36 protein-coding genes are annotated in these 25024 nt (G+C 64.2%); 4 read left to right on the forward strand and 32 right to left on the reverse strand.

Going from position 1 to position 25024, the window contains the following annotated elements; translation table 11 throughout:
* Positions 1 to 10 precede the first annotated feature (10 nt).
* The 20 genes from Q0X18_RS11685 to Q0X18_RS16195 all read right to left on the reverse strand — a co-directional run bounded on the left by Q0X18_RS11685 (position 11) and on the right by Q0X18_RS16195 (position 14354).
* Positions 11 to 1186, reverse strand: coding sequence for a hypothetical protein (locus tag Q0X18_RS11685; protein ID WP_297562645.1), 1176 nt, complete (start codon positions 1184 to 1186; stop codon positions 11 to 13).
* A gap of 97 nt (positions 1187 to 1283) precedes the next feature.
* Positions 1284 to 1697 carry a type II toxin-antitoxin system VapC family toxin gene (locus Q0X18_RS11690; RefSeq protein WP_297562647.1) on the reverse strand — a complete coding sequence of 138 codons (414 nt, stop codon included), beginning with the start codon at positions 1695 to 1697 and terminating at the stop codon, positions 1284 to 1286.
* Positions 1694 to 1915 carry a CopG family transcriptional regulator gene (locus tag Q0X18_RS11695; protein ID WP_297562650.1) on the reverse strand — a complete coding sequence of 74 codons (222 nt, stop codon included), beginning with the start codon at positions 1913 to 1915 and terminating at the stop codon, positions 1694 to 1696. The genes Q0X18_RS11690 and Q0X18_RS11695 overlap by 4 nt, the downstream gene beginning before the upstream one ends.
* A 22-nt stretch (positions 1916 to 1937) precedes the next feature.
* On the reverse strand, positions 1938 to 2159 hold the full coding sequence (locus tag Q0X18_RS11700) for a hypothetical protein (RefSeq protein WP_297562652.1): 222 nt from the start codon (positions 2157 to 2159) through the stop codon (positions 1938 to 1940).
* A gap of 37 nt (positions 2160 to 2196) precedes the next feature.
* A complete protein-coding gene (locus Q0X18_RS11705; protein ID WP_013012852.1) occupies positions 2197 to 2724 on the reverse strand; it encodes a hypothetical protein in 528 nt (175 codons plus the stop codon).
* A gap of 318 nt (positions 2725 to 3042) precedes the next feature.
* A complete protein-coding gene (locus tag Q0X18_RS11710; RefSeq protein ID WP_015586370.1) occupies positions 3043 to 3858 on the reverse strand; it encodes a transposase in 816 nt (271 codons plus the stop codon).
* Positions 3859 to 4006: 148 nt separating this feature from the next.
* Positions 4007 to 4144, reverse strand: coding sequence for a hypothetical protein (locus Q0X18_RS11715; RefSeq protein ID WP_156941926.1), 138 nt, complete (start codon positions 4142 to 4144; stop codon positions 4007 to 4009).
* Positions 4145 to 4196: 52 nt separating this feature from the next.
* The gene (locus tag Q0X18_RS11720; protein ID WP_018465403.1) at positions 4197 to 4607 is read right to left on the reverse strand and encodes an IS5/IS1182 family transposase; all 411 of its coding nucleotides are present in this window, start codon (positions 4605 to 4607) and stop codon (positions 4197 to 4199) included.
* 217 nt (positions 4608 to 4824) lie between these two features.
* Positions 4825 to 5250, reverse strand: coding sequence for an IS5 family transposase (locus Q0X18_RS16190; protein ID WP_015586368.1), 426 nt, complete (start codon positions 5248 to 5250; stop codon positions 4825 to 4827).
* A 125-nt stretch (positions 5251 to 5375) separates the two neighbouring features.
* Positions 5376 to 6173 (reverse strand): cytochrome P450, encoded by a 798-nt coding sequence (locus Q0X18_RS11725; RefSeq protein ID WP_157413565.1) that lies wholly within the window; start codon positions 6171 to 6173, stop codon positions 5376 to 5378.
* A gap of 453 nt (positions 6174 to 6626) precedes the next feature.
* Complete coding sequence (locus Q0X18_RS11730; protein ID WP_013012849.1) at positions 6627 to 7121, reverse strand: hypothetical protein; 495 nt, start codon at positions 7119 to 7121, stop codon at positions 6627 to 6629.
* Between the two features lie 18 nt (positions 7122 to 7139).
* On the reverse strand, positions 7140 to 7967 hold the full coding sequence (locus Q0X18_RS11735) for a kanamycin nucleotidyltransferase C-terminal domain-containing protein (RefSeq protein WP_013012848.1): 828 nt from the start codon (positions 7965 to 7967) through the stop codon (positions 7140 to 7142).
* Between the two features lie 33 nt (positions 7968 to 8000).
* The gene (locus tag Q0X18_RS11740; RefSeq protein ID WP_013012847.1) at positions 8001 to 8975 is read right to left on the reverse strand and encodes an aldo/keto reductase; all 975 of its coding nucleotides are present in this window, start codon (positions 8973 to 8975) and stop codon (positions 8001 to 8003) included.
* A 35-nt stretch (positions 8976 to 9010) separates the two neighbouring features.
* Entirely contained in the window at positions 9011 to 9808 is a 798-nt protein-coding gene (locus Q0X18_RS11745; protein WP_013012846.1) for an ABC transporter permease, read from the reverse strand.
* Positions 9809 to 10600 carry an ABC-2 family transporter protein gene (locus tag Q0X18_RS11750; protein ID WP_013012845.1) on the reverse strand — a complete coding sequence of 264 codons (792 nt, stop codon included), beginning with the start codon at positions 10598 to 10600 and terminating at the stop codon, positions 9809 to 9811.
* Positions 10601 to 10602: 2 nt separating this feature from the next.
* Positions 10603 to 11589, reverse strand: coding sequence for an ATP-binding cassette domain-containing protein (locus Q0X18_RS11755; protein WP_013012844.1), 987 nt, complete (start codon positions 11587 to 11589; stop codon positions 10603 to 10605).
* A 63-nt stretch (positions 11590 to 11652) separates the two neighbouring features.
* Complete coding sequence (locus Q0X18_RS11760; RefSeq protein ID WP_244403988.1) at positions 11653 to 12285, reverse strand: DUF6423 family protein; 633 nt, start codon at positions 12283 to 12285, stop codon at positions 11653 to 11655.
* 70 nt (positions 12286 to 12355) lie between these two features.
* The gene (locus tag Q0X18_RS11765; RefSeq protein WP_297562679.1) at positions 12356 to 12751 is read right to left on the reverse strand and encodes a hypothetical protein; all 396 of its coding nucleotides are present in this window, start codon (positions 12749 to 12751) and stop codon (positions 12356 to 12358) included.
* 62 nt (positions 12752 to 12813) lie between these two features.
* Complete coding sequence (locus Q0X18_RS11770; protein WP_013012841.1) at positions 12814 to 14214, reverse strand: FAD-dependent oxidoreductase; 1401 nt, start codon at positions 14212 to 14214, stop codon at positions 12814 to 12816.
* Positions 14118 to 14354, reverse strand: coding sequence for an RRXRR domain-containing protein (locus Q0X18_RS16195; protein WP_374707531.1), 237 nt, complete (start codon positions 14352 to 14354; stop codon positions 14118 to 14120). Before Q0X18_RS16195 ends, Q0X18_RS11770 begins: the two co-directional genes overlap by 97 nt.
* A gap of 283 nt (positions 14355 to 14637) precedes the next feature.
* Between Q0X18_RS16195 and Q0X18_RS11775 the strand changes: the two genes are divergently transcribed.
* Genes Q0X18_RS11775 through Q0X18_RS11785 form a run of 3 tightly spaced genes read left to right on the forward strand, consistent with a single transcriptional unit; the run spans position 14638 to position 15799 of the window.
* Positions 14638 to 14871: a hypothetical protein gene (locus Q0X18_RS11775; protein ID WP_013012840.1), complete on the forward strand. Its 234-nt coding sequence runs from the start codon at positions 14638 to 14640 to the stop codon at positions 14869 to 14871.
* A gap of 23 nt (positions 14872 to 14894) precedes the next feature.
* Entirely contained in the window at positions 14895 to 15302 is a 408-nt protein-coding gene (locus Q0X18_RS11780; protein ID WP_013012839.1) for an antitoxin Xre/MbcA/ParS toxin-binding domain-containing protein, read from the forward strand.
* The gene (locus tag Q0X18_RS11785; RefSeq protein WP_297562685.1) at positions 15299 to 15799 is read left to right on the forward strand and encodes an RES family NAD+ phosphorylase; all 501 of its coding nucleotides are present in this window, start codon (positions 15299 to 15301) and stop codon (positions 15797 to 15799) included. The genes Q0X18_RS11780 and Q0X18_RS11785 overlap by 4 nt, the downstream gene beginning before the upstream one ends.
* Before the next feature lie 60 nt (positions 15800 to 15859).
* On the opposite strand, the gene Q0X18_RS11790 is transcribed toward Q0X18_RS11785, so the two are convergent.
* On the reverse strand, positions 15860 to 16075 hold the full coding sequence (locus Q0X18_RS11790; protein ID WP_110528498.1) for a hypothetical protein: 216 nt from the start codon (positions 16073 to 16075) through the stop codon (positions 15860 to 15862).
* 148 nt (positions 16076 to 16223) lie between these two features.
* On the opposite strand from Q0X18_RS11790, the gene Q0X18_RS11795 reads away from it, so the two are divergent.
* Positions 16224 to 16484, forward strand: coding sequence for a hypothetical protein (locus tag Q0X18_RS11795; RefSeq protein ID WP_013012836.1), 261 nt, complete (start codon positions 16224 to 16226; stop codon positions 16482 to 16484).
* Between the two features lie 66 nt (positions 16485 to 16550).
* Here the strand turns inward: Q0X18_RS11795 and Q0X18_RS11800 are convergent, their stop codons facing one another.
* The 11 genes from Q0X18_RS11800 to Q0X18_RS11850 all read right to left on the reverse strand — a co-directional run bounded on the left by Q0X18_RS11800 (position 16551) and on the right by Q0X18_RS11850 (position 25022).
* On the reverse strand, positions 16551 to 17270 hold the full coding sequence (locus Q0X18_RS11800; RefSeq protein ID WP_297562692.1) for a sigma-70 domain-containing protein: 720 nt from the start codon (positions 17268 to 17270) through the stop codon (positions 16551 to 16553).
* 199 nt (positions 17271 to 17469) lie between these two features.
* Positions 17470 to 17607, reverse strand: coding sequence for a hypothetical protein (locus tag Q0X18_RS11805; RefSeq protein WP_297562694.1), 138 nt, complete (start codon positions 17605 to 17607; stop codon positions 17470 to 17472).
* The gene (locus Q0X18_RS11810) at positions 17604 to 18035 is read right to left on the reverse strand and encodes a hypothetical protein (RefSeq protein ID WP_297562697.1); all 432 of its coding nucleotides are present in this window, start codon (positions 18033 to 18035) and stop codon (positions 17604 to 17606) included. The genes Q0X18_RS11805 and Q0X18_RS11810 overlap by 4 nt, the downstream gene beginning before the upstream one ends.
* A complete protein-coding gene (locus tag Q0X18_RS11815; RefSeq protein ID WP_297562699.1) occupies positions 18032 to 19345 on the reverse strand; it encodes a hypothetical protein in 1314 nt (437 codons plus the stop codon). The genes Q0X18_RS11810 and Q0X18_RS11815 overlap by 4 nt, the downstream gene beginning before the upstream one ends.
* A gap of 164 nt (positions 19346 to 19509) precedes the next feature.
* Positions 19510 to 19905: a hypothetical protein gene (locus tag Q0X18_RS11820; RefSeq protein WP_013012830.1), complete on the reverse strand. Its 396-nt coding sequence runs from the start codon at positions 19903 to 19905 to the stop codon at positions 19510 to 19512.
* Entirely contained in the window at positions 19902 to 20528 is a 627-nt protein-coding gene (locus Q0X18_RS11825) for a hypothetical protein (RefSeq protein ID WP_013012829.1), read from the reverse strand. The genes Q0X18_RS11820 and Q0X18_RS11825 overlap by 4 nt, the downstream gene beginning before the upstream one ends.
* A 9-nt stretch (positions 20529 to 20537) precedes the next feature.
* Entirely contained in the window at positions 20538 to 21938 is a 1401-nt protein-coding gene (locus Q0X18_RS11830) for an S-layer homology domain-containing protein (protein ID WP_013012828.1), read from the reverse strand.
* A gap of 12 nt (positions 21939 to 21950) precedes the next feature.
* A complete protein-coding gene (locus Q0X18_RS11835) occupies positions 21951 to 23165 on the reverse strand; it encodes a hypothetical protein (protein ID WP_013012827.1) in 1215 nt (404 codons plus the stop codon).
* A complete protein-coding gene (locus tag Q0X18_RS11840; RefSeq protein ID WP_013012826.1) occupies positions 23162 to 24037 on the reverse strand; it encodes a hypothetical protein in 876 nt (291 codons plus the stop codon). Before Q0X18_RS11840 ends, Q0X18_RS11835 begins: the two co-directional genes overlap by 4 nt.
* Positions 24034 to 24435: a hypothetical protein gene (locus Q0X18_RS11845; RefSeq protein ID WP_013012825.1), complete on the reverse strand. Its 402-nt coding sequence runs from the start codon at positions 24433 to 24435 to the stop codon at positions 24034 to 24036. The genes Q0X18_RS11840 and Q0X18_RS11845 overlap by 4 nt, the downstream gene beginning before the upstream one ends.
* Positions 24432 to 25022: a hypothetical protein gene (locus tag Q0X18_RS11850; protein WP_013012824.1), complete on the reverse strand. Its 591-nt coding sequence runs from the start codon at positions 25020 to 25022 to the stop codon at positions 24432 to 24434. Before Q0X18_RS11850 ends, Q0X18_RS11845 begins: the two co-directional genes overlap by 4 nt.
* Positions 25023 to 25024: the final 2 nt, after the last annotated feature.

Raw genomic sequence — 25024 nt, forward strand, 5'->3', positions numbered from 1 at the left:
GACGCTTACCTTAGCCGTAAACCGGCGCGGTGTAGACGACTTCCCCGCTCGAGTCGCGGTAAGCGACGGCCCGAACGGGTGCAAACCCGGCACGATGCAGTTCCGCCTTCAAGAGGCGGAGGGCGGCGATCTCCTGCAAGAGACCGAAGAGCCGCCTGGCATCAGCCGGTGGTAGGGCTTTGGCCAGTTCCCTCAGGCGCTCGCGCACCTCGCTCACCGACCAGCCCTCCCCCTGGAGCATCTCCGCCAGAACCGCGTGGGCCATCTGCGCTTCGACGAGCGCTGCAAAGCTCTCACGCCCTGCGTCGGGAGCGACTTTCGTCTCCCACAAGCCCGGCTTGCGGAAGCCGACGGCCTTGCCGTCACGGGTTCTGAGGATAGCGATCCCCAGGACGCCCTCCTTGAACTTCTCTTCCCGGGCGGCGAGGGAATCCACCGAAGCCAGTCCCTCAAGAGCGTTGTAGGGGTCTACCGCAATACCCACCTTCGCCAGCCGCTCCACCGTCTCTTGCGAGACGAGGCCTTCGGAGAAGTGCGGGTTGCCCGCGAGTTCCTCCTCCCGCTCCAGGCGGCTCAGGCTGCGAACCTCCTCCCTGGAGGAGAGGAAGCGCTCGAGCGCACCTTTCGCGTCGGCTACCCGGCGGTCGGGCTGGGCTGCGTACTTGTCCAGGAGCATCCTCTTGGTAGCTTTCAGAGCGAGCTTCTTACGGCCCGCCTTGAAGCCCACGGTGACGGCGTTGCCGTTCACCTCGAGGACGGTTCCCTGGCCGTACTGGGGGTGCTGGATTTGAGTTCCCTTACGCACTGCGGTACGCAAGTCCCACGGGAACACTTCATAGACCCGATCCGGGCCTTTCCACGTACCCACGGGCTTGACCCCTTTGACCTCCTCCTTCACCGAGTCGTCCTTGCGAACGACCAGGGTGGAGGGAGTCCCATGGCCGAGGTGCTTGCGGGCCTTCTCCAGGGCCTCCTTCAGGGCCGCCCAGACGATGAGGGCCACCTGGTCGCCCTTGGGGAAGCGCTCGAAGCGCCACCCCTCGCGGGCCGCCCTGAAGAACTCCTCCTTGCTCACCCCGTCCCTCCTGAGGACCTGCCGGAGACCCTCGAGGGCCTCCTGCACGCTCCGAGGCTCACGCCCCAGAGCCGCCTGAATCCGGCTGCTCCATATAGCCGTGCTGATCATGGTTTTACCTCCTGGGAACAGGATACTACAGATAGGCAATACAGTGCGGCCCTTGCCTCCCTGTCAGGGCGAGGGGCGGAGGGGCAAGAAGCCCCCCTCAGCCTGCCCAGAACGACAGCTCCCTGAACACCCCCAGGTCGCGGTAGTTCAGCGTCCACACCGGGGCTTTGGACCGCAGGGCCAGGAGCACCACGCTGGCGTCCTCCAGGGTGCCCCTCCACTCCGGCCTCGAGGCCAGCAGGATTTGGATGGCCTTGAGGTCTTCCAGCCCGAGCGGAACGACCTCCAACGCCTCCACCATCCCCTCCAGGGCCCGCCGGGCCACCGCCGCACCCCCCTCGAAGAGCAGCCACTTGTACACCTCGAACACCACCGGCAGGGGGGTGATCAGGCGGCTATTCCCCTCCGCCAGCGCGCGGAACCCGCGCACCGCCGCCTCGTGGTCGGGGTCGGCGGCGTGGAAGAGCGCGATCAGCGGCCCCGCGTCCAGAACCAGCCTCTGCGGGGTCATCGCTCCTGGCGGTACAGACGGTCCTCAGCCCCCTCCCCGGCGTTTACCGAGGCCTTCTCGACGACCCCAGCCAGCTCCAAAAGGGCCGCCGGGTTGCGGCGCAACCTGGCCTCCAGCGCCTCCTGCACCAGGGCCGAGAGGCTGGTCTCGGGGTGCTCCTTCAGGTAAGCCTCCACCACCCGGGCGAGGTCGTTGGGCAGGTAGATGGTGGTTCGCATGGCTTTATCATACCATGTAATACTACTCCACCTTCAGCCACCGCCCCCGGTCGTGGGCCTGGAGGGTCTGGTACAGCGTCCGCATCTGCTCCAGGCCCCCCTCCTTCCAGGGCCGCCACTCCCACACCCGCTCGCTCCCCTTGAGGCCGAGCTCGAGGCGCACCCGCCCCTCCTCATCCTGCCGCAGCCGGTAGGCATAGACCTGATTCCTGAAGACCCCGATGGTGATCGCTAGCGTTTTCATGCCCACCGGAGGGGGGCGGCTCCTGCCGCCCCCTGGTTCAACCCTTGACCAGCCGAGCTATCTTCTCCAACGCGTCCTCTCTTTTGAGGTTGACCACGGGCACGCCCCACCTCGAGGCCAGCCGGATCGCCTGCCCCGTGCCACCAGTTTCCGGCCCGCATTCTTGCTCCGACTCGGCCCCGTCCGGTGTCCAGCAGAGGACGAAGGCCACCGGGTCGTTCAGGTCGAGCCCCAAGATCTGGTGGGAGTTCCGGGCCATCAACCGCTGTACCGCCGGTGACAGACGCCCCCAGGCCGGATGCAATGCTGCCGCCAGCCGCACCGCCTCCGGGCTCGGGGCTTTCAGCGCCCCTTCCCGGTAGCCGTTGTATCCCGGCCACGGCAGAAACACCTCAACTGCTCCACCGCCCGCACGGGCCCCCCGCTCAAACGCCCGGTCAGCCCCTTCTGCCCCACCCGTTCGCAGCGCCCAGCCCCGCTCCGCCAGCCGCCGGGCAATCTTCCCCATCAGCTTTAGCACATCCTCGGGCGCACGCCTGCTTCCTACCCCAGCATAGGTTTTCATACCCCGTGCGCTGGGGCGTCCTGCCGGGCAACACCGGGGAGATCTGGGCCCGGGGCCGGGTGGAAGATTCGGGCTTGGGCCCGGTCCTGGGGGACCGGGGGTTCCGCTAGGTGGAGGGAGTGGATGGGGAGAAACTGGATAGAGGTGCGCTTTGGCGTCCTGGTCAGGTCTTTCCGGCTTCGCCAAGTAGAGAGCAAGAGCTTCGGGGGCCTCGTAGCCCGGATAAACCTCCTCATCCTAGCCCACAATCTGGTTCGCAGTCATGTCCTCCTCAGAATGGCTGGGGTGGGGCTATGCGGTAGCAAACGAAGGTATACCTTACGCGGTCAGTTGAGCTTTGATCTGCTGTAGTTCCTGAAAAGCAGCCCGACTGGCAACCAGATAGAGCTTGGCCTTGAGGGCGAAGTAGTTGATTTGGGTCTGGTGGGAGAGGAGTTCCAGCTTGACAAAGGCCCACATAGCCGCAAAGAAATGGTTGGCCTGGGTGGTCAGGGTCTTGGTAGGCGACTTGGCCAGGGCAGCGTTTTGTCGGATGGATTGATGAAAGCGCTCGATCTCCCATCGTTTTTGATAGAGCTCGATCATCCGTTCAAAGTCCAGGGTGGTATCGCTGCTACACAAATACAACACCCCCTGGCTCCCATCTTCGTGGGTGAAGACTTGCCGAACCCGCAGCAGGGGGAAGGGAACCCCTTCCAGATATACCTGCCGGGGGGTGGGGTCTTGGTAGTCCAGACCCTCCACTCCTGTCCATTGACCCCTTTGCTGTTGTTCTTGGCTCATAGGGGGTGCGCACAGCGCATACCGGCGGTGCCGATAACCTGGCGCTACCTTGCGATTGCTTTTGAGCGGCATCACAAAGTGCTTCTTCATGTCCAGCACGATAAATCGCATGTTCGCCGCCGAGGCAAGCCAGACGTCGTTGAGCACGTGCTGGAAGGGAATCTGGTTATGCACTGCGGTTTGCAGCAGGTAGCGGGCGTGTTCATTCTTGCTCACCTGGCTGCGGCGTTTGCGCTGGCCACTTTTCTGATCTACATAGACTTCCGTCTTCTCCACCAGCACGTAGCCTACCGGCAAGGTCAGCCCCTGGCTGTGATACAACAGGCTCACAAAGTTGATCCCCTTGACCATCCGCTCTTTGCTATTGCCAGGCCACTATATCGTTCTCGTCCGTGTAGGGTTTCTCCAAAATGCTATCATCCAGAATCAGCACCCCTTCCTCACGCTGTATCTTTCGCACCGTGGCTTTGACCTTGCGCCACAACTGCACCGAGCCTTGTCAATCTCCCCCCAGCATGCGGGTGATCTGGTCGTGGCTTATGGCTCCATCCACCATCCGCGACAATCCTGTGGCCGTCGCCGCTCCAAAGCTGCTCAACAAGTAATCGGTGTACAAATCCAGGGGCTGGGGATTCACCTTTTCAATCTATGCCATTTCAGAAACTGTTGTAAAAGTCCCCTCCTCCAGCTTAAGCGGCCCTGGCCAGCCGCTTCACCAGCAAGCGTATCATGCCTAAATACATCCAGGCTTCCGTTACCTCAGGGGGGTACTCGTAATCTTTCCCCAGCCGTCGGTTTCGCCCCATCCAGGCAAAGGTCCGCTCCACCACCCACCGCTTGGGCAGGGGCTTGAACCCACCCTCCCGCGGGATCTCCGGCACCTCCTCCCCCTCCCGCACCCAGACCCCCCGCACCCCCGCGTAAGGACGGGCCACCACCTCCAGCTCCAGTCCCAGCCCCCTAGCCACCTCCCGCAAACCCCGGTAGCCCCAGTCCACAAAGAGCTTGCGCACCCGGGGCCACAAGGAGAGGTCCATCCCCAAAAGCAACGCCTGCCCACCCCACTTGTCGTGCTCATTGGCCGGGTGGACAAAGGCCATGAACTACTCGCAACCAACTTTGGTTGGAGTTTCGCGCGACCATCCTCACAGGCTCAAACGTGTGTAGGACACTCGCCTGCGGCTCCCTTTACGCGCATCCCCGTTCCGGGGACGACCTACAAAAACAGTATACAGGACTTTGTCCTGGCGGGGCTATCCTTCCCCGACCAACCGAACTGCGGTCTGGTCGGGGACTGCCGCCCCACACCCCTTCCGTTCAAGAGACGGCCCCCCGTGTTCTGCCGCTTTCTCCCTTTGACCTTCTTCGCCCCGTCGTGTCCCCGGGGCCCCCTTTTTCCGTGGTCTTGACGGACTGACTATCCATGACAAGAGCGCTGGGGCAAGCCTGCCTTCCTTCTCGCTCCCGATCCCACCGGACCAGGGCCTGGGCCACCCGCTCCCAGACCCCCTCCTTCTGCCACTTGCGGAAGTAGTGGTAGACCGTAGACCAGTGGGGTAAGTCATGGGGCATGGCCCGCCACTTGATGCCGTTTTCCAGGACGTAAAGTATGGCGCTGACGATCTCCCTCCTCGGCACCTTTGCGGGTCGGCCACCGGGCTTGGGGGCGGGGATCAACGGCTCCAGGATGGCCCACTCCGCGTCCGACAGGTCGCTGGGGTAAGATCTCCGTGTAGAAGCCACCCTTCAAGTATAGCGGACTTTTACGACAGTCTCTCAGCTTTGCCGCGTAAGGTGAGTTACTGAATCACCGGCTCGGCTTCCGACGAAAAGTGTGGCTCGAATCTTCTGAAATACGCATGCTGCCATTACCATGATACCCTCAGCTCAGTAAGCCCACGAAACCCGAACGCGGGCCGCCATATAAGCCTGCTGGTCTGCAAAGACAAGCTGCCTTTCCACTGTAGAAGAATCTCTAGAGCTTTTCCCCCTATCAGGCGGGCTAGCGGGGCACCTAGGCAATAGTGGGTTCCTCCGCCAAAGGCTGCTGTACGGTCCAGCTTCCTTTTTAAGTCAAGCCGGTCCGGATCGCTCACCCAGCTGGGATCACGGTTAGCCGAGCCCAGGACTAGGTACACGACTTGGCCCCGCTCGATCCCTTTACCCTGAAAAACGAAGCTCTCAGTTGCCCAGCGGCCAACGATCTGCACTGGGCTTTCGAAGCGCAAGAGTTCCTGGACTGCGTAGCCCAGCAACTGCGGGTCCTCCCTGAGAAGCTTGAGCTGGTCCTGGTGGCTCAAGAGTACCAACACGCTGTTCGTAATGAAGTCAGCGGTGGTCTGGGTACCAGCGTCGAGCAAGGCCAGCAGGTTCGCGACGAATTCTGTTTGGCTGACCTGTCCTAATTCCCGCGCAGCTAACATGCCAGCCAGCACGGTTCCCTGGGGGCTCCCCCCAGCCTCCCCCGCGAGTCCTTCTACCAGCTGGCCATACTCGGCCACCGCCCGGTTGGCTCTTAGAAGCTCTTCCTTGGGAGAGGAAGAGCTCACACTGGAGATCACCCCGATCCAGGCGCGCAACTCCTCGAACGAACTCTCCGGAACGCCCTGCAATTCCGCCAACACCCTGAGTACCAGCGGAAGAGCATACTCGTTGAGTACATCCATGGAATGCTGGTCCTCGATGTCCTGTAGCAGCTTGCGGGCGACCCACTCGACTCGCGGGACTACACCAGCGACTGCACGCGGAGACAAAAGCGGCCCCATCACCGCCCGCAGACGAGCGTGACCAACAGTATTCTGAAATCCCACCTGTTGAGCCATCATCCGCAAAAAGCCACGGTATGGCTCGGAAATGGGTCTTCCAGAGGGGACTCCCCTCCCAGTAGCCGGTCGTCGTCGCGACAACCGCGGATCCCTGAGGAGGCTCGCGATGTCGGCGTGGCGGAATACATACCACGCTCCGGCGCGCGTGTGGGGAATCCCCCAGTGCACAGGGTCCGACATACGCAGGCGCGCGTACGCTGGATAGGGGTCGGCAAGGACCTCCGGCGACAGGGGGTCAAAGGGTGGGACTGGGGCCGTTGGGGGCATAGCTCTGGACTTCACCACCTTCTAAAGTTACGGAGCCTCCTTGTCCACTTTTGGTGCCCTTTCCGCTCGCAACTGGGAAACGCCGGGCGTCGAGGCCCGGGGTTTCTTGTTAGGGCGTGCCAGTTCGATCCCGACGACTCGTCCGTCCGGAAGAACCCTTACACCAACCAGCAGGTCATAGTTCTGGGCTCGCTTCAGTTCAGCCTCCCAGGCCGGGTTGCGCAGGTCGAAGATGGCGCCCTCTCTCCAGGCAGGTCGGCGCTCATCAGAGCAGTCGTGCAGCAGTTTAAGTGTGGCAAACTGGAAGCGACCCTGGAGGTCGGTCCGAAGGGCGATGACCCTGGCGTAGCAACATGTCGTGTCCATCCAAGGGCCAAAGTCCGGCAACTCGCCGCCATCAGCAGCACCGGCATTCCCCGGACCTCCAATACGCTGGGCATCCATTTGGACGAAGAGCTTCGTCACCACCGCCTGTAGTTCCTCTATCCTTTCCTCGAGTGTTCGGGTGTCCTTATTAGCCATCCTCCTCCTCCACAACGCTTATCGTTTCGATCCGGGCCCACCTCCCCCGATCTGCTCCCGGGGAGGTCCTGCCAGGGACGGTTCGACTTGGACGTGGACGCCAAGGGTTGCCACATGTTGCACAACCCCCCTCACTGCGGCTTCGCAACAACGATGGAGCCCCTTGGCGCTGCGCAGATCGCCGTTGCGGAACTTCTCCACGAGGCTCTTAACCGCGGGCAGCAGCGACGGCAGTCGGAGGATCTCGTCGGGTGTGCGCGACCAAGAGGTGAAGTATGCCCGGTTCATGAGGGCGGAGATCATGGCCACATCCCACGCGAGGTTCCAGGCGATCCATCGCATTGCAGGGGCGTCGTCGCGTTTTCGGGCATTCTCCAGCTTGGCGAAGTTCTCCAACAATTCCCCCACGATCCCCTCGCGAATGGCTTGCACGAACGATCCGGACGGCAGCTGATCAACGAGCAGCTTTAGCTTGGGCCAGTGCCCCTCCGGGTCGTACAGGGATAAGACCGAGACAAACTGGTCTACGCACAAGGGCCAGGTCAGGTCTACCCGCTGCAGGCGCCGGTAGACCGACCCCACGGTGTGGAATTCGACGCTGATTTTGAGCCCTTGCACGTAGCGCTCGTCCCTGCCGGGGGTGGGTGAGCTTCGCATGAGGACCGACATCTCCAGGTCGGAGTAGGGCTCGTCGGAGCCCCGTGCGGTGGACCCATAGATTCCGATGGCCACAACCGCGTCCGAGTAATGGCCCAGGATCCAATCTGCGATGTGCCGGGCCCTCTCGAGGCGTTCCCGGCGGGTAGTTGCTCGGAGGATCGGGAGAGGTTTGTCCCGTGCGTGCATACCGTCGCCAACTCCGATAAGGACAGTAGGTGGTCAAGTGGTGCTCGCGGTTGAGCTTTTGCCACCTATAATCCGCTCGATCTGTGCCACGGCCTCGGGTGCGAGCACTACCCCGGCCGCACCAAGGTTTTCCTGAAGCTGCCCTATCCCGGTGGCTCCCACGATGGCGCATGAAAGCTCCTTGCGTCGCAAAACCCAAGCTAGCGCGAGCTGAGCCCGGGTCATTCCGTGCTCGGCAGCGACCGCCGCCAATTCCCGCACACGAGCGAGGTTGTGAGGCGTCAGCAGAGCTTCCTTCAGCACCTTATGCCGGGCCAACCGGCTACCGGGGGGGATCCCGTCGTCGTACTTCCCGGTGAGCACCCCCATCGCCAACGGGCTCGTGGCCATCAAGCCCAATCCGAGCGGCTCCGCCTCCGGCGCCAGGGTGTTTTCCCACCGCTTCCTGTAAAGGATCGAGTAGTCAACCTGCTCGCAGATAGGTGGATGCAGCCCATTCGCCCTGGCAAACTCGCATGCACCCGCCAGCCGTGCGACAGGCCACTCGCTGGTTCCCCAGTAGAGGATAAGCCCCTGATCAACGAACGCGCTCATGGTCGTGACAATCTCCTCGAGGGGTACATCCGGGTCGTGGCGGTGAGCAAAGTAGATATCCAGATAATCCGTTCGTAGCCTTTGAAGGCTGGCCTGCAGAGAGGCGCGCAGGTGCTTGCGGGAGAGGCCCTGGCTATTGGGACACCCGGACACAGGCCATCCCGCCTTCGAGGCGAGGACGAGGGTGCTGCGTGGGTACTCGGCGAGCACGCTGCCCATGAGTTCTTCAGCGCATCCGTTCGCATAGGTGTCCGCGTTATCGAAGAAGTTGACGCCGGACTCGTAGGCCAGACACACGATCTTCTTGACCTCGCCCACATCCTTCACGCAATCTCCGAAGCTGGCCCAGGCACCCAGGGCGATCTCGGAGACCTGAAGGCCCCACTTACCGACCTTGCGATACCTCATGCCCATTAAGCACCCCCACCGCTATCGCCGCAGGTTGGCTCTCAGTTCCCAGTCCCCTCATAAGCGCGGAGGGCCCACGACCACGCCAGCAGGCACAAGCCGAAGAACGCGCCGGCAGCGACCAAAGCCTCGGCAAGGGCGATGGTGCCTGCTGTGCGTGTGTGCTCGTCGAGCAGGAGAGCGGCAGGAACATAGCCGGTCAGCGCCAGCGGGACGACGAACGTCAGGAGAAAGGCCCCGGTTCGACCGAAGATGGGAAGCGGGTACTTGGCGAACTCGGTTAAGCTCCACAAGGTCGTGATGGCGTCCAAACTGCCGATGACCCGCATGGCTACGGCAGCCCCCAGGATCATGAGCCCGAGATAGATGAACGCGCCCAGGAGAACAAATAAGAGGACCGTGGCAACCTTACCGGCAGTCCATTCCACCCCGGCCGCGGACGCTCCATGGAGGACCAGGATCAGCCCGGTCAGGCATCCTGAAATCCGCTCGAAGTGGATCCGCTCAGTGAGGAGCTGGAAGAGTACCCCGAGCGGACGGAGCTTGTAGAGCAGCAGGCTGCCGTCCTGGGCGTAGCTGCCGACCCACCATAGGCTCTCCCCCAGAGTGTCGGCAAGGCCGAGCGCCATTCGGTTCAACCCGTAAAGCACGAGCATCTCGGGGAAGGTCCAGCCGCGGACTTGCGGCACGTGTGTGAAGATGACGGAGAAAAGCACCAGGGTCAGGGCCTGCTCCAGGAGCACGGTGAGCACGCCAGCGGTATAGTCCACCCGGTACTGCTTCCAGGTCGCGAATTGCAGCCTCAGGGCGGCCAGCGCGAGGGCGAGGTAGTGGGTCATTTATCCTCCTTGCACGTTGAACCGCTGGCGTACTCGTCCGAGGAGGAAGCGGGAGCTTGCAGCAAGCACCAGGAGCCAGAACAGCTGCACCGCCAGTCCGCGGAAGATCTCGCTCTCCGGCATGGACGGCTGCAGCATGCGCGCAGGAAGGTAGATAAAGGCCTGGAAAGGCAGCAGACTGGCTAGAAGGGCGTAGCGATCCGGCAGCAGGTCAATGGGGAAAAATGCCCCGCTCAGGAGCGCCACGACCAGGGCCTTGGCTTCGTTGATCCCCTGCTGCGCGCTAGTGTAGAAAGCCGAGAGGCTCATCAAGAACTCGAAAAAGTAGGCACAGGCAAAACCCACCACCAGGCTCAGGAAGAACCACCCCAACCGCCACTCGCCAGCGCTCCAGGCCCCGGAGACGAACGCTGCGGTGGCGTAGGCCGGCAGCGCCATGACCAACTGTCCGGCCTTCTGCCCTAACCACCGGGCTAGGAGGGCATACTCCAGTTCGACCGGCTGTACCAAGTCGTACACAACGGTTCCCACACGGACGCGCTGGGCAAAGAACCCCCAGGCAGGCCCGCCGGTGAATCGCGCTGCGAGTCGCGCGGTCAATAAGTACAAGTAGAAAGCAGCGAAGTCCCGATCCGCAAATGACCCTGCGGGTACGGAAAGGAAAACCGCGCGCCACAAAAAGTAAAATGCCACCAGGAGCGCCAGCTCTCCGACGACCCAGACCGCGGCCGCTCTACGGTATGCGAGGGCCAGCTGAAATCCGACACGGAGGTTGGCGGTATAAGGGATCATCTCTACCTTGCTCCCCGGTAGACCCGCCGGAGTACCTCCTCGATCGAGGGTTCGTGGGTGGTCATCTCCCTGACCGGGGTTTGTGGAAGAAGGCGCGCAAGCACAGCCGCAGGGGCTCCTCCCCCCTCATGGGCGACGCACACCCAGCCGTCGTGGGTGTAGACCTCCCGTACTCCGCCCAGCCCCTCAAGCCAAGCGCGCACCTGATCCGCCCCGGCTTCGAGCCTTAGCCGGAGCTCGGGGAGTACGCCGTGCTGGGCTCGGAGTTGTCGGAGGGTTCCGTCGTAGAGGACTCGGCCCTCGTCGAGCAGGACGATACGATCGCTCAAGGCTTCAACATCGTCCAAGTCGTGCGACGTCAGGATGACGGTCGTCTGTAGATCAGAGGCCACCTGACGGATAGCGGACCGCAGCAACGCCTTGCTGTCGAAGTCCAGGCCGATGGTAGGCTCATCGAGCAGGAGCACCCTGGGGTGGTGGAGGAAGGCGAGGGCCAAGTCGCACCGGACGCGCTGTCCAAGGCTCAGCTGGCGTACCGGCTGCGAGAGCAACCCCTCGATGCCGAATTGCCGGGCCATGGCACCGATGCGCTGATCCAATCCACTCTGGCTGAGGCGATACACCTTGGCGTGGTAGCGGAGCGACTCCAGCACCGGCAGGTCCCAGAAAAGCCGGGTGCGGTGGCCCATCACCACCCCGAGTTCCAGCTGGTGGGCGGTGCGCTGGCGGAACGGGTCTCGGCCCGCCACAACAACCCGACCCGCCGAGGGGCGGACGATCCCCGCGATGATCTTGATGGTTGTGGACTTGCCTGCCCCGTTGGGTCCGATGTAGCCGACCACCTGCCCCTGCGGGACGGTGAGGCTGATGTTGTCCAGGGCGGTAATTTCCCGGTAACGCGGCTTCACCAGGCTCCGCACGAAGCCCCCGAGGCCACGCCCGGGCTCGAGCACCCGGTAGCGTTTGGAAACCCCCTCCAGGACAATCATAAGCCGGCTGATCCTACAAAAGCGGAGGCCATAAGGCCTCCTCTGAACGGCACCAGCACTCCTTCAGGCTCGCTCCCGCGGCCGGATGCCGCCCGAATGGGCTTGGGGGAGGTTCGTGAAGGAGAGGATGTCGATTTCCCCAGGCTGCACGATCCTTACCGGTGTTTCGACCTCAATCTTGGGCAGATCGTCACCGAAGCCGTGCCTCGTGATGTGCTCGTAGTAGCGGTCCAAGGCCCCGGGCAGGTCGATCCGCGGGGTGTCCTGCTCAAGCCCGGTATCGTCGGACTCGTCCTCGTCTTCGTCAAAGATGCCGTCGGTTAACCCCCCGCGGTTATGCGACAGGATCATGTAGTTGCCGGAGATGTTCAGCCGCGCCATCTTGAAGATGGCGTCGCCCGGACGGACCTCGCCATCCCAGAAAAGGATCGCGCCCCGGTCCGCCAGGTACTTGGCCTTGCGGAATTGGCGCGAAAGCAGCAGATTCGTAGGGTTTTGCAGCGGGAGCGAAACCCCTTCTCCGAGGGTGATCTGCCAGCACAGCCAGGGCTCATCGGTCAGGTTGGTCTCCGCCTTGACCAGCGTGTATTCCCCGGGCTCCGGGATCGGCACCCGCATGACGATAGTGACCCGGTTGACATCAATCGCCCCTGAGACCATGATGGTGCGGCTCTCCATGTCGATGGTAGCCGCCATGTGCAAGTCCTTCGACCTCAGCATCTTTCCCTCCGTCGTGTCTGCAAGGAAACCTAGACCCTAACTCCTCTCAACCCGCACAGCGGCAGAGTTTTCCCAAGTCTGATCTCGCAAGCACTACCGCTGCCAGGAGTACCCAAGATCGATCTACGGCTCTCACCCCCTTTTCGTCTAAGCATAAGTAGTTGTAAATGAGGCGGGAAAGCTCTTGAACCAGGCGGCGGGGATCGCCGAGCCCATCCGTCACACGGCGCCTGCAGTAGCCCCATTCCTCACAGATTGCGGACTTCAAGAGCTGGATCAGGCTGTCGGCCTCGCGCTGCCCCTCTGCCTCCAGATCCTCCAACAGCTCAGCAGCCCGCTCGCTATGGCTTGCGCGTTCGATCCAGCACAGCTGTGCGGTCAGATCCTGGGCGACGTGGCAGAGCCCGAAGACCGCGTGGAGCTCGGACGTTCCGTAGCGCATGAGTACCATGGCGCGCTCCAACTCTTCCTCGGGGAGGTAGTAAGCGCCTGACCGGTGCTGGGTCATCGCACACCTGCCTTCAGCGGGAAACTGACGGCGAAATTCCCCCGAACCGTGAAGGAAGCTGGACGGCTGCCACTGAATTTTTCGATGAGTGCCGGGATGATCACTTGTGCGGCCAGCCTAGCCCCATCCACGTTCTTGGCGGCGGGACCAAGCGTCAAAGAGGCCAGTGGCCCGGCTGCGAAGAGGCCTGGGTGGCCGCTGACCTCAAGCGTGCCGTCCTCCAGGACCGGGTAACGATCGGCGAGGAGCTCGACCTCATCCGGCAGAAGCTGCGTGTCAGGGGATAGGCCGGTCGCCAAAATCACCAAGTCCACATGCTCATCGGCGCCCGATGACAGGTTGAGTTCGAGGCGGCCGCTGGCTGATGCTCGGACAGCCAACACCGTGGCATGACGGTGAACCCGTAAGACGCCCGCTTCTTCTAGGCTGCCCAGCCGCGGCAGGAACTCCAGCATGATGCTGCCACGGGATTCCTCCAGCAACGTACCGACCTTCCGGGCCAGGCTAGGCAGCCGCCGGAACCGCGCAATACCCTCCGTTCGGAAATAAGCCGTGTCGAAATCGGCACACCGGTAACGCTCCTCGCGGCGTAGGATCCACACGGGCCGTGCTCCGGCCTCGAGCGCCCGGAGGATGGTGTGGGCCGCGCTGAGCCCACTACCGACGACGGCGATCGTCTGGCCCGGGTTGAGCGCTGGCTTCGCGTATACCGAACACACCTGCGCGGGATAGCGGCGGGCAGCCTCCGAGAAAACCTGCGGCCACACAGCCTCGCGGTTGCCCGCTGCCAGGATGACTGTCTTGGCCCGGATGACCGGCCCCTCGGCGGTAGCGATCAGATATCCGTCCCGCCCCGGGTCAGGTCTAACCGAGATTACCCGCGCGCGGTAGGCGATCTTGCGGAGCTGATGTACCCCGATCATGTGGGTCGAGTGGCCGATGAACACGTCGAGCGGGACTACGGCGCGCTGGCCCGAGAGGCCCAGCCAGACCTGCTCGCGCTCGAGCGACGTCAACTGGTCGAGGTGAAGACGAGCGAAGTCTAGCATCTGCATGTCGCCGTCCGGGGCGATGTGGTGCTCGTAGGGGCTGCGCATGACCCTTTGCCCGGTGGCGTTCATGGCCTGGAAGAACTGCCCAGCGAGGAAGGAGTGTTTCTCCAGCAGGATCATCCGGCGCCGCAGGCTGGGTACGTGCCAGAGGTGGCAGGCTATGCCGCTGCCAATAATCCCGCCTCCAATAATCACGATATCTGCTGAAGTTGGGGGTAGGTCGGGGCGAACCGCCCGGAGTGAATGATTCACGCCCGGAAAAACACGACCGACTGGACTATCAAGAAGCTCAGGGTCATGCCTGAGCTCTTCGATGCTGTTGCATCGGCGGTTAACTTCCAGCATAGCCTCGAATTTAGATGACTCGGGACTCTTAACAATATAGGTAGAACTACAAACGCCCGGCCTCGGGTGAGCAGGAACCGAGCACGCTTCTCGCTGCAAGGCATGAGCGGCTTTTTTCTTCTGTCCAGCACGAAAACCATGTTTTCTCCTTCCCTTTCGGGACCCCTTACGGGGCTGGTGACGGATATGGGCGGACGCTCCCGTACCGCTCCCCTCGGCCATGTTGCGAACCGGTGCACGTCCCGATCCGTTTCGCGCACACCCCAAAGCTTGTCTGCAACCGGGACTGCCAGGGTCCGGGGCTGGGGAAGCACCCCGGAGTGGGTCTTGAACCTGTTCGCAACGTAGCGACATCAGCGCCTTGTCCATGGGCTCCATCGCTTGGCCTCGTCATAGACGGGCTCCAAGCCCCTGGCTTCAGCCATGGGGTCTACGACCTGCCTGTGCGCCGCGCAGTCAGGACTTACGGGTTGGTTGTCTTTCGATGGGGAGGCGGCCACCGCCTTCCTGCACTTCAGCGCGGACTACTTCCGGGTGCTGGCGAAGCGCTACGGGGAAGACGCCCGCTTCCGCCGGGGGCGGGACTACCTCGAGGCCGATCTCTCCCAGGCCCCCCGCACCCTGCGGGCGGCGAGGAGGCTGGGGCTGGAGCGTTGACTTGTTCAAGGTGGAACGCCATAATGTCCCATATGGGAACAGTGCTCCCCCTCCGCTTCGACGGCTCACCCACTGACGTGGCGAGCGTCCGGGAGGGGTTGCCGGTCGAACTCATCACCGAGGTGGCCCGGCACTACGGCCTCAGCCAGCACGACGTGCTGGAAGCCGCCGGCATCCCCCGCAGCAGCGTCCACCGCTACAAGGGCCTGGGACGCCTGAACCGGGAGCAGTCCAACCGCCTGTACCGGGTGATCTACCTGCTGCGCCGTGCCGAGGAGCTCTTCGGCTCGCCCCAGCTGGCGGCCTCCTGGATGAACAGCCCCAAGGTGTTCCTGCACGGCTCGAGCCCCCTCGCGTACCTGGACACTGAACCTGGCTTCCAGGCGGTGGAGCACCTCCTGGGCCGCCTGGAGGACGGCCTGGTGACGTGAGGGCCTGGCGCATCGCCTCGCGCAGCTACGCCCACACCGCCTTCACCGGGGAAGGGGCAGCCAAGAGCCCCGGACGCTGGAACCGCCTCGGGGTCCCCCTGGGTGTACGCTCGCAGAGCGTCCCGAAGGGGATCGTCCCGGTGGTGTACCTGGCCGAACACCTCTCCACCGGCATCCTGGAGGTGCTGGTTCACGTGGACGACCGGGCTCACCTGGCCGCGTTCGTGGCCATCGAGGTGGAGATCCCCGATCCCCACGTCGAGGAGCTGAGCGAACTGCCCCCCGACTGGCGGCAGTTGCCCGAGCCCTACCCCGAGTCCACCCAGAGGCTGGGCAGCGAGTGGGCCCTGAGCCTGCGCTCCCTGGCCCTGCGTGTCCCCTCGGCGGTGGTCCCCAGCGAGTTCAACCTGCTGCTCAACCCCCGCCACCCCGCGATGAGCGAGGTGAGGGTCGGCCAGCCCCAGCCGCTCTTCCTCGACCCACGCCTGCTGCGCTAGGCAAAAAAGAACCCCCTGAGGAAAAGGACGATCCCCAGAAGGCAAAGAAGGACGGAAGGGTCAGTCAAGGATGACGACCGAAGGGAAGAGAGCCCTCACAAACTCCACAAAACCCCGTTGAAGGGCTTCACTGCGGAAAGTGATCCTATAGGCGGGCTTGAGCCAACCCTGGTCTCCTTCCCATTCGACGAGTCCACCTGCTTTGAAGCCCAGGTAGAGCAACTCCGCAAGCTTCTCGCCGGTGCGCAGATCTGGACAGACAAAAACCTTTTCCATTTTTACCTCCTGACGACAATATTGTATTGTTCAATCTTGACCGCTTCAATCCCCCTCGAGTACCATAAAAAGTGGAAGGGGAAGCCTTTTCCCCTCCTGACCGCAGATGCGCCGGGCTTTCCCGGCCATTTTGCGTTAAGATGGAGCTATGCCTAAAGCAATTCACGAAGGAACCCGAGTTCGCTTCGTTGACACCGATCACCCGGAGGACCTGGCCTGCTTTCTGCGCCACATGGCTGCGTCACTCGGGGAAGAGCCTCTGCTTGATGTTTCAGGCGATACGGTGGTTATCGAATGCCAGACTGCCCCACGGATGCTCGAGTTCCTCGAGGGGTGTCTCAACGGGCGTCTGGTGCCGGTATGGGACAGCAACGGGGCTTACTTCCGCGAGCGCGGCCCGATGAACTAGCCACCAGCCCAAAAAAGAACCTCCCGAAGACAAGGACTATCCTCGGAAGGCAAAAAGGCTTGCCTGCTATGCGACCATGCGGGCCTTGAGCGTCGCCGCCAGGGCGTCCAGATTGGCCTGGGAGACCTCCTCTCCCGCCAGGAAGCGGTCGAGGGTAGAGAGTTCCGCCGCCCCGAGCCCCAGTCGGGCTTTCTCCAGGGCTTCCTCAAGCTCCTCGAGCACGTCTTCCTCTTCGGTTGACGCAACCATCTCCTCCAGCCGTGTGCCGGTCTCCGGGTGTGGAGCCGATAGGCTGAGAATGCGGTTTGCCTCCTCCACAGCGAGAAGGCGCTCGAGGGTCTCCTCATCGACCCCGAGGGCCTGCGCCAGCTCGGGGTGGGTGGGGGCGCGTCCCTTTTCCCCTTCCAGCTCCAGCCGCACCGCCACCAGCTTCTTGAGAAGCCGGTTCTCGCGGTACGTGCCCACGCCGTCCTGGGTCAGCCGCTCCCGGACCTTGCGGTCGAGGGCCACGTTCACCCAGAAGGTGAGGTTCTTGGAGCCGGAGGGGAGGGGCTTCTTCAGCACCTCCACCACTTCACAGAGGAGTTCCTGGGCCAGGTCACGGGCCTCGTCGCCGAGGCGGTGGAACAGCCGGAAGGCCTTCTCGAAGGCCAGGTAGCCGTAGTGCGCCACCAGGGCCTCGAAAGCCTGGCCATCCCCGTGCTTGTAAGCGATGTAGTTCCGCATGACCATCTCCCGCGACAAAAGCCCGAGGCCGCCGACCATCAGCCGGATGCTGTCGTACATGGTTTTACCTCCTGGGAACAGATTACCATGTACGATCAATAAAGTGCAGTGCGTTGTATACTGAGCCTGCCTGCGAAGGCACCAGACAGCCTAGCTGTCGTGGTTTTACTTCCTGCACCAAAGCCCCCCGCAAGGGGGGTTAGGTGCTTAAGGGAAAACAAAAAAGGGGGCCGTAGCCCCCTGTATTTCTATGTGTGCCCTAGCGGTATCTCCGCCCCGCCCACCGGCCCCACAGCCAGGCCAGCAGCAGGCCCACCGCAATTCCCACCCCCACCCCGGCCTTGAAGCCGAAGCCCACCCCGTTCTGCCAGACTAAAGCGACGTGCTCGAGGGTCATCGGGAGATGCTCCAGATCACCACCTGCGCCGTGGAGGGGTCAACCTCACCCGCCGCCAGGTAGTAGCCGCGCGAAGGGTTCAGGGTATCCACGAAGGACGCCACGAAGATTCCCTCCACCTCGTAGGCAGCAACCAGGCGCACAGGCGTGGCCGGAAGGCTAAGCGCCCACCCGCTCGCGAGTTGATTGACCAGGGTGTCGCCCTTTCTCCGGGAGAAGCTGTAGCAACCCACATCCTTTGGCCCCGCGCCCACAAGCTTGACGGCGCGATCCAGCAACCCCTTGCACGCGCCCTCTGCCAGGGGCTTGGCAAAGGGTAGGGGGATGCCCGGCGGGGCTACATGGAAAGCCCTATCGCTGCTCTGCGCCAGACCCAAACCCGTACCCATTGCCGCGATCACCAGTCCGATCAAAATAGGCTTTCTCATCTTCCGAACAGTCCTCCTTTCTTACCCATTCCAAGATACCGGCTCACCCGCCGCACCCACGACTCCAGCGCCGCGATGCGGCTCTCCGTCGAGCGCCGCATGAGCTCCTCGGCTTCCTCCAGCCGGTTCTCCACCTCCAGCAGTATCCGCCCCCGCTCCTCGTCCATCCGTGCCCGGAGCTCCCGTATCTCCTTCTTGCCCGGAGGCGCGGACTTTTCCTCGGAAGAGGAAGCAGGCGCGAGGGTGTCTACCCTATGGCTCACCTTCAGGGCCAGGTCGCGGGCCTCCCGTGCGGCCTCCCGCAACGCCCGAAGCCCTGGGGCCATCCCCCCCAGCCGGGTCTCGGTGCGGTGCAGGCCCGCCTCCAGCCGGGCCACTGCCCGGCGAAGCTCCTCGACCTCGGCCTCGAGGCGTCCGATCTTCATCAGCGCCGCCCCCAGGGTCAGGGCCTCCTCGCTCGGCAGGGGGAGGTACGCGGTCCCACCCAACTCCGGTTCCTCGTCCGGTTCGTCCGTCCGGTGTACGGGGCGTGAACCCCGTCCCACCAGGGGATCGTCCGGCCCCAGGACCTCCGTGAGCTCCCTCGTCCGACCGGCGGCTTCCTCTTCGGACGCCCGGACGGCCTCGAGGGCCTGCCGCCGTCCGACCGAACGTTCGGGGTCATAGAAGTTCATGGCCGCCCGTATCCGGGCCTCGGCTAGTGCCCCGTCCGGTTCCTCCCCGAACACCGTCCGGTAAGCCTCCATCCACTTCTTCCGAATACGGTTCTGAGAATCCTCGGAAGAGGAAGTCAGGCTGTCCGCCCGGTCATCCGGGCTTGGGGGGGCACTCTTGCCCCCTTGTTCCTGTTCGCCCTCCGGTTCAGGTGGCAAGACGCGCCCGACCTCCACCAGCCGACCCCCCGGCCCCTCGATCAGGGGATCGGACTCGTGGTCCGGGTTCCAGGGGCGCACCGCCTCCAGCGCTTCCACCCGGCTCCTGGCCTCACCCCGCTCCATCAAGCCCATCGCCCGGCGCACCCGCGCCTCGAAGAGGCCATCCACCCCCCCAAACACCTTCCGGTACGCCTCCTTCCAGCGTGTCCGGGTCTTGCCGGACAGGGGGGTGTCCACCCTGTCCTTTGGGGGTGTCCCACCCTGTCCCTCCACCCTGTCCCTACCCTGTCCACCCTGTCCTTCAGGGGTGTCCACGGACAGGACAGGGGGGGTGTCCAGGGGGTGTCCATCCTGTCCCTCCACCCTGTCCATCACAGGGGGTTCAGCGCCTTTTTCTCTCGCCTGCACGTCTTTTTCGCTATCTTCGCTGGACATTTTCGACTCACCGCCATCTGTGATTTTTCTCGTCCTCAAGCGGTTTGGACAGGGGGTGTCCGGGGGGTGGGGAAGTCTGTAATACATAGGCACATTTCAGCAGTTTCGGGTGTCCAGCCCCGACCTGTCCTCCAGGGTGTCCACCCTGACCTGTCCGGGGTGTCCTATCGGGACACCCCCCACCAGATTCCAGCCACATAGCCCACCACCATCCCGATGATCCAGCCCCACCGTTCGCTCCGGCCAGCGGCCAGGGCCAGCAGTTGCGAGGCCAGCAACAGGCCGACCAGGGTGTACGCGCTCAGGGTGAGGGCGAGCCCGCCCAGGAACCAGCCCACGCCGATCCCTACCCCAATGAGCATCCTGTCCGGCAGCAACCGCAGGGCGGGCAGCAGGGCCAGCCCCACGGTCACCGGCAGGGTGGGCGCTTCCATCGCCGCCATCACCACATACCCCAGGTAGACCAGGCCCGCCAGTACCCACAGCGTCCATTCGCTCGTCCGTACAACCAGGACCGGGACTCGCTTGCCCGCCTCTATCCGCTCCTGTTCCTCCTTCACAGCACCACCACCTTCCCGTCCGCCTCCAGGCGGCTGACCCTCGTGATCCCTTGCGCCTCTCCCTGCACCAGCCGGAAGGCCACGTCCCGTCCGGTGGGCACGGAGAGGGTGGCCCATCCCTGGGCCACCACTTCACGGGCCACCAGCACCCGCCCTTCCAGGCTCGCTGGCGGGGGGTCGGCGTAGGTGGGCACCCCCACCGCCTCCTGGGGCAGCATCCACGCCTCGGCCAGACCGCCCTTCGCCGGGTCGAGCCAGGCCGCCGTGACTTCTACGCTCACCCGCTTGCGGGAGAGGGCCAGGGCTGTCCGTCCACCCTTCTTCAGACTGGCCTCCGTCCGGCCCTCCTGGTAGACCAGCCCATCCCGTCCGGCCTGTCCGACCAGGATGATCGCCCCGTCCGGCAGGTCCACCCGGAAGCTGTACGGCTCCGTACAGCCCGTCCAGCTTCCCGCCGTCCGGTTGTCCTTGATGGCCTCGAGTCGGACACAGGCCCCCTCGAGCGCCCCCGTCACCTCCACCAGGGCGGCAGGCTGGAACTCCCCGGCCACCCCTGAGATCACGTCGCATCCAGAGACCAAGAGGGCCAGCAAGGCCCCCCCGAGAAGCACAGACTTTTTCACCGCTGCCTCCTAGAACTCCAGCCTGTACCCCACCCGCACCGTGAAGTCCGTCCGGCTGGCCGTGGCGTTCTGGTAGCGGAAGCTGAAGCTGCCCGGCTCACCGGCCACCAGCCCTTCCGTACCCCGCACCCCGAGTTCCACGAAGGGGTTGGAGCTCGAGGTGAAGCGCACCCCCCACTCGCTGCCCCTGTTTCCGCTTCCGGGGAAGGCCACCAGCCGGTAGTACCCCCCGAGGCTGCCGAAGTCGGCCCCCCAGTCCAGCCGCCCTTCCAGCAGGCTGTAGGGCTCCTCCCCCTGGTAACGGTAGTAGCCCACGCTGGGGGTCACCGCCCCGAAGCGGTAGCCCGCCCGGACAAACAGCAGGTTGCGGGAGAGGTTGCCCTCGTGAAACCCGGCCCCCACCCCGGCCTCCGCCACCACGCCGGGGATCAGGCCCCCGTCCGGCTCGTGCACGATCCGCACCACCCCGAAGGCCGAGTCGCCGTACCCCAACTCCAGCCCCAGGGCCACCCCCTCGAACAGCCGATACCCGGCCCGGCTCTCCGACAGCCCGCCCTGGGCGCGGTGCTCGAGGGTGAGGCCGCCCTGTTCAGCCCGCACCTGCACCCCGTCCGAGGTCAGCCGACCGTCCAGCCGGACGCCGTTCGCCTCACCCCGGACGAACACCTCCCCGTCCGGCTCGCCGTTCGAGAGTCCGACCGAACCCCCCACGGTGAGCTTCGGACGGCTCTTCCCCTGCTTCTCCAGGGCGTCCACCCGTCCGCCAAGGTCGAAGACTTTCTTGTTCAACTCCCCCTGGGCGGCCTGGGAGCGCTGCTCGAGGTCGCGCACCACCTGCTCCAGGGCGTTCACCCGGGCGGTCAGGGCCCGCAGCCCATCCTCGCCCCGCTTGATGAGGTTCTCCAGAGCTCCTACCGAGCCGATGATCTCGCCAATCTCCTCCCGGGTCACCATCTGGCTGGACACCTGAGCCAGTTCCTCCGCCAGCCCCTCCACGTTCTTGCGGGTCTCCTCCAGGTTGGCCTTGACCTCGGGGTAGTCCCCCATCGCCTCCTGCACAATCCGCAGGCCCTCCCGCAAGTCCTCGATGGCGGCCAGGGCCTCCTCCAGCCGGGCCTGGGCGTCCTGGTTCAGCGCCTCCCGTACCCGCCGCGCCACGTCGTCGGCGAAGGCCAGGTACGTGCGGTAGAGCATGGCGGCAACCTGGTAGCGGGTCATGTACTCCCTCCCCCTGAACGTGCCGTCGGGGTAGCCCTGCACGATGCCCTTCTGGTAAAGAAAACGGATGTCCTCCAGGGTGGGAGGAACATCCTTGAAGGGGGCCTGCTGCGCCAGGGCCAGCCCTAGACTGGCACTCCAAACAGAAACAGCGGTTTTTGCCAACAACCAACGTTTTTCTCGCAAAGGCATAGCAATAACATATTACCTCATTTTTGTACAATATTCCTGCAAGTCCACCACCTGCCCCCGGTAGACCTCGCCGCCCATGATGCCGCTGGCCTGGGCCAGGTAGCTCACGTAGGGCTCCCCCCGCATCCACTCGATGCCCACTCCCTGAGGCCTCCTGCCGTAACCCTCCAGCCCCGGAATCTGGTAGGCCGTCCCGTTCACCCGCACAAAGCCCCCCGGCTCCACCGGGAAGGTGCCCTGGGGCTGCCACACGGTGCGCTCGAGCCAGGGCCGGATGCGGGCGGTGACCTCCTCGCCCGTCTTGCGGATCTCGAACAGTCGGGGAGAGATGCTGGCCTCGGTGCACCAGTTCCACCCGCACTGCGTCCCCGAACCGCTCCCCCGGTAGCGGCCTTGCAGGTCGTAGATGTAGTACCCCCGCCAGCCGCAACCGAACCACCCGCAAGTGGCGGCGTACTCCACCGAGCGGAAGGTCTCCGTCCCCGTGCCGGGGTCGAAGCTGAAGGTGTGGTTGTTGCCCAGCGTGCCGGTGTACCGCCCTGTCCGGCTGGTGTCCACCCCCACCTCCACCGTGGTAGTGATGGAGCGCAGCGTGCAATCCCCCCGCACCGTCCCGCTCCCCTCCACCAAAGAGAGGGTCTCCCCGTTGTAGATGCGGTAGGGGTCATACCCCTGCGCCCGCACGTCCTGTACCTGGCCGTTCCAGACGTGGTTGAACAGGTAGCTGCCGCTCTGGGGGTCGCCCAGGTAGCGCTCGGTGACCTGGAACTCCACCCGTGCGCTGAGGCTGCCCGTCCAGCTTCCCTCTACCCAGGTGCGCCCCGTCCTCGGCCCCGAGAGGCCCATCCACAGGGCGATGTGGTCGTTCTCGGCCCACCCTGGATCGTATATGAGCCCCAACCCCCGCAGGGCGATGCCCTCCAGGCTTCCCCCCTGTCCCACGATGAAGCCCACCGGCTGCTTCACGCTGCCGGGGAGTACCCGGATGGGGACATTGGCGCTGCCGCAGTATTTGCGGGCCTCCTCCTGGGGGATGTAGAAGGTCGTGGCCCCGGCGGTACGCCACTCCCGCAGCCTGAGCGCCCAGGGGGTGATCTGGGGCACCACCAGGTGCAGTTCCCCCGGTGCGTTCAGCACGCCCCTCAGTCCGGCCAGGTCGTTCAGGCTGCCGCCGGTGGTCTGGGCCAGGCCCACCCCCAGCAGCGGGATCAACCACCATCCTCTCATGGCATCACCTCCCGCGCCCCCTGCTGCAAGGCGTTGAGGGAAAGCGCCTTGCGGAAAAGCTCACTGCCCCCCTTGGGCATCTCCACCACCGTGATCTCCGCATCGCTGAAATCGCCCCGGGCCGACAGCAGGATGTAGTCGTGCCGGTAGCCCCGCACGATGAGCACCCCGGCGACCCCTTTCGTCCCGAGCTCATAGGAGCGGCTGTCCCGCAGGCCGCCGTAGAGGCCCAGCCCGGCCCATCCCTGCTGGAACAGCCCGCCCACCCCCTGCACCGCATAGAGCCGCATCTGCACCGGCGCAATGGCGTAGCAGAGGCCCGAGCACGCCGGGGGGTAGCGCTGATCCCGGTTGAGGTAGCCCTTCACCAGGTAATCCCGCAAGATGGCCCGCACCGGCTCGGCCAGGCCGGTGACCAGGCCCTCGATGAACATGGGCTGGCCCCCGTTCACGTCGTTGGCCAACCCCTTGATGTAGTTGGTGGCCTCCGCCTCCCGCCACAGCAACCAGCCCAGCGCCCCACCCCCGATTGTCCAGGGGATCATCACCGTGAAACGGCTCTGGGCGATGGCCGGCTGGCCGCACAGGTCGGCGCTGGCGGTCAGGATGTACTGACCGTTCATGGAAAAGTTCACCGGCAGGCTCACGCTGCCCGTGCTGGTCTGGCTCCATTGCCAGGAAGTGACCCAATCCCCCCACCGGCCCTCCTGCTTCAGCGACAGGGTGAGTCGTTCCGCTGTGGCCCCGGCCCGCACGGTAATCGTCACGGTTGTGGGGCCGGTCACCCCGCCCTGGGGATTGGTCTCGATGCTGAGGGTGCAGGCCCACCCCAGCCCCCAGAAAGCCACCGCCGCCAATGCCAGACGTCTCATGTGCGGCCTCCCAGATTCCAGAGTTGCTCGAGGTAGTACGCCACCTGCATCCCGATCTCCGGGCTGGCGAGTACCGTCCACAAACCCTTGCTGTTCACCACAAAGTACCTCCGGTCAATCAGGAGCATTCCCCGGCCCCGCAAGCCCTTGAGATAGCGCACCTCCATCCCGGTACGCACCCACCCCGGCAGGCTCCCGCTCACCAGGACTCGAGTCCGGCTGGGCAGGACACGGGCAAAGGCGGGGTCGGGCAGGTCGCCGATCACCAGGGCGTCTTGCCCCCCTACGCTGCCTACCCATCCCACCGCCTGGGCAAGACTGGGGGTCTGGAAGAGGATCTGCTGTTGCTGCTGGGCCAGCCCCATCCCCAGAAGAAGAAGCAGTGCGAGCAGCCTCACTTGACCTCCCCCCTGCGCTGGTTGGCCGACCTGATCTGATCCACCAGCAACCGCCCCCAGGTGAGCACCTGGCGCAACGTCGGGCCCTCAAGCTGCCACCAGGTGGGCATATAGACCGCCTGGTTATCCAGGATCACCAGGGGCAGCCCGGTGCGCCCCACCACCCCCAGCGGCTCGTTCTCGTTGCTGCTTGCCACCACCTTCACGAAGCTGGCGAGCTCGGGGTTCGTCGTCCACCCCCGGAACCACACCATCTGCTCCTGCGGCACGACGGCGAAGATCTGCGGGCGGTTCTGCTTGCGGGTGGGGTCGCTGGTTCTGAGCCAGCCGTCCAGGTAGCCGATGACCGGCTGCAACGACTGCACGTCCCCGATCAGGAGCACCTCCCTCGAGCGCGACAGCCGGGCCTCCACGTCGTTCTGCCAGTCTGCCGGGTAGATCATGTCCTTTGGCAGCAGGCAGGTGATCTTGAGGCTGCACAGCCCGTTCCGCAACAGGTCGTAGGCGGTCTTGAAGTCCTTCGCATCAATCGCCAGACTTCCTCCTCCGAGGAAGAGGCAGAGCACGGGTAGGTAGATCCAGCGCATCG

This window comes from Meiothermus sp. (assembly GCF_026004075.1).
Taxonomy (GTDB): domain Bacteria; phylum Deinococcota; class Deinococci; order Deinococcales; family Thermaceae; genus Meiothermus.

Coding starts and splice junctions, on each gene's coding strand:
- Q0X18_RS11685 (WP_297562645.1), bottom strand. CDS start 1,186: ATGATCAGCACGGCTATATGGAGCAGCCGGATTCAGGCGGCTCTGGGG.
- Q0X18_RS11690 (WP_297562647.1), bottom strand. CDS start 1,697: ATGACCCCGCAGAGGCTGGTTCTGGACGCGGGGCCGCTGATCGCGCTC.
- Q0X18_RS11695 (WP_297562650.1), bottom strand. CDS start 1,915: ATGCGAACCACCATCTACCTGCCCAACGACCTCGCCCGGGTGGTGGAG.
- Q0X18_RS11700 (WP_297562652.1), bottom strand. CDS start 2,159: ATGAAAACGCTAGCGATCACCATCGGGGTCTTCAGGAATCAGGTCTAT.
- Q0X18_RS11705 (WP_013012852.1), bottom strand. CDS start 2,724: ATGAAAACCTATGCTGGGGTAGGAAGCAGGCGTGCGCCCGAGGATGTG.
- Q0X18_RS11710 (WP_015586370.1), bottom strand. CDS start 3,858: ATGGTCAAGGGGATCAACTTTGTGAGCCTGTTGTATCACAGCCAGGGG.
- Q0X18_RS11720 (WP_018465403.1), bottom strand. CDS start 4,607: ATGGCCTTTGTCCACCCGGCCAATGAGCACGACAAGTGGGGTGGGCAG.
- Q0X18_RS11725 (WP_157413565.1), bottom strand. CDS start 6,173: ATGGATGTACTCAACGAGTATGCTCTTCCGCTGGTACTCAGGGTGTTG.
- Q0X18_RS11730 (WP_013012849.1), bottom strand. CDS start 7,121: ATGGCTAATAAGGACACCCGAACACTCGAGGAAAGGATAGAGGAACTA.
- Q0X18_RS11735 (WP_013012848.1), bottom strand. CDS start 7,967: ATGCACGCACGGGACAAACCTCTCCCGATCCTCCGAGCAACTACCCGC.
- Q0X18_RS11740 (WP_013012847.1), bottom strand. CDS start 8,975: ATGGGCATGAGGTATCGCAAGGTCGGTAAGTGGGGCCTTCAGGTCTCC.
- Q0X18_RS11745 (WP_013012846.1), bottom strand. CDS start 9,808: ATGACCCACTACCTCGCCCTCGCGCTGGCCGCCCTGAGGCTGCAATTC.
- Q0X18_RS11750 (WP_013012845.1), bottom strand. CDS start 10,600: ATGATCCCTTATACCGCCAACCTCCGTGTCGGATTTCAGCTGGCCCTC.
- Q0X18_RS11755 (WP_013012844.1), bottom strand. CDS start 11,589: ATGATTGTCCTGGAGGGGGTTTCCAAACGCTACCGGGTGCTCGAGCCC.
- Q0X18_RS11760 (WP_244403988.1), bottom strand. CDS start 12,285: ATGGCGGCTACCATCGACATGGAGAGCCGCACCATCATGGTCTCAGGG.
- Q0X18_RS11765 (WP_297562679.1), bottom strand. CDS start 12,751: ATGCGCTACGGAACGTCCGAGCTCCACGCGGTCTTCGGGCTCTGCCAC.
- Q0X18_RS11770 (WP_013012841.1), bottom strand. CDS start 14,214: ATGCTGGAAGTTAACCGCCGATGCAACAGCATCGAAGAGCTCAGGCAT.
- Q0X18_RS16195 (WP_374707531.1), bottom strand. CDS start 14,354: ATGGTTTTCGTGCTGGACAGAAGAAAAAAGCCGCTCATGCCTTGCAGC.
- Q0X18_RS11775 (WP_013012840.1), top strand. CDS start 14,638: ATGGGGTCTACGACCTGCCTGTGCGCCGCGCAGTCAGGACTTACGGGT.
- Q0X18_RS11780 (WP_013012839.1), top strand. CDS start 14,895: ATGTCCCATATGGGAACAGTGCTCCCCCTCCGCTTCGACGGCTCACCC.
- Q0X18_RS11790 (WP_110528498.1), bottom strand. CDS start 16,075: ATGGAAAAGGTTTTTGTCTGTCCAGATCTGCGCACCGGCGAGAAGCTT.
- Q0X18_RS11795 (WP_013012836.1), top strand. CDS start 16,224: ATGCCTAAAGCAATTCACGAAGGAACCCGAGTTCGCTTCGTTGACACC.
- Q0X18_RS11800 (WP_297562692.1), bottom strand. CDS start 17,270: ATGTACGACAGCATCCGGCTGATGGTCGGCGGCCTCGGGCTTTTGTCG.
- Q0X18_RS11805 (WP_297562694.1), bottom strand. CDS start 17,607: ATGACCCTCGAGCACGTCGCTTTAGTCTGGCAGAACGGGGTGGGCTTC.
- Q0X18_RS11810 (WP_297562697.1), bottom strand. CDS start 18,035: ATGAGAAAGCCTATTTTGATCGGACTGGTGATCGCGGCAATGGGTACG.
- Q0X18_RS11815 (WP_297562699.1), bottom strand. CDS start 19,345: ATGTCCAGCGAAGATAGCGAAAAAGACGTGCAGGCGAGAGAAAAAGGC.
- Q0X18_RS11830 (WP_013012828.1), bottom strand. CDS start 21,938: ATGCCTTTGCGAGAAAAACGTTGGTTGTTGGCAAAAACCGCTGTTTCT.
- Q0X18_RS11835 (WP_013012827.1), bottom strand. CDS start 23,165: ATGAGAGGATGGTGGTTGATCCCGCTGCTGGGGGTGGGCCTGGCCCAG.
- Q0X18_RS11840 (WP_013012826.1), bottom strand. CDS start 24,037: ATGAGACGTCTGGCATTGGCGGCGGTGGCTTTCTGGGGGCTGGGGTGG.
- Q0X18_RS11850 (WP_013012824.1), bottom strand. CDS start 25,022: ATGCGCTGGATCTACCTACCCGTGCTCTGCCTCTTCCTCGGAGGAGGA.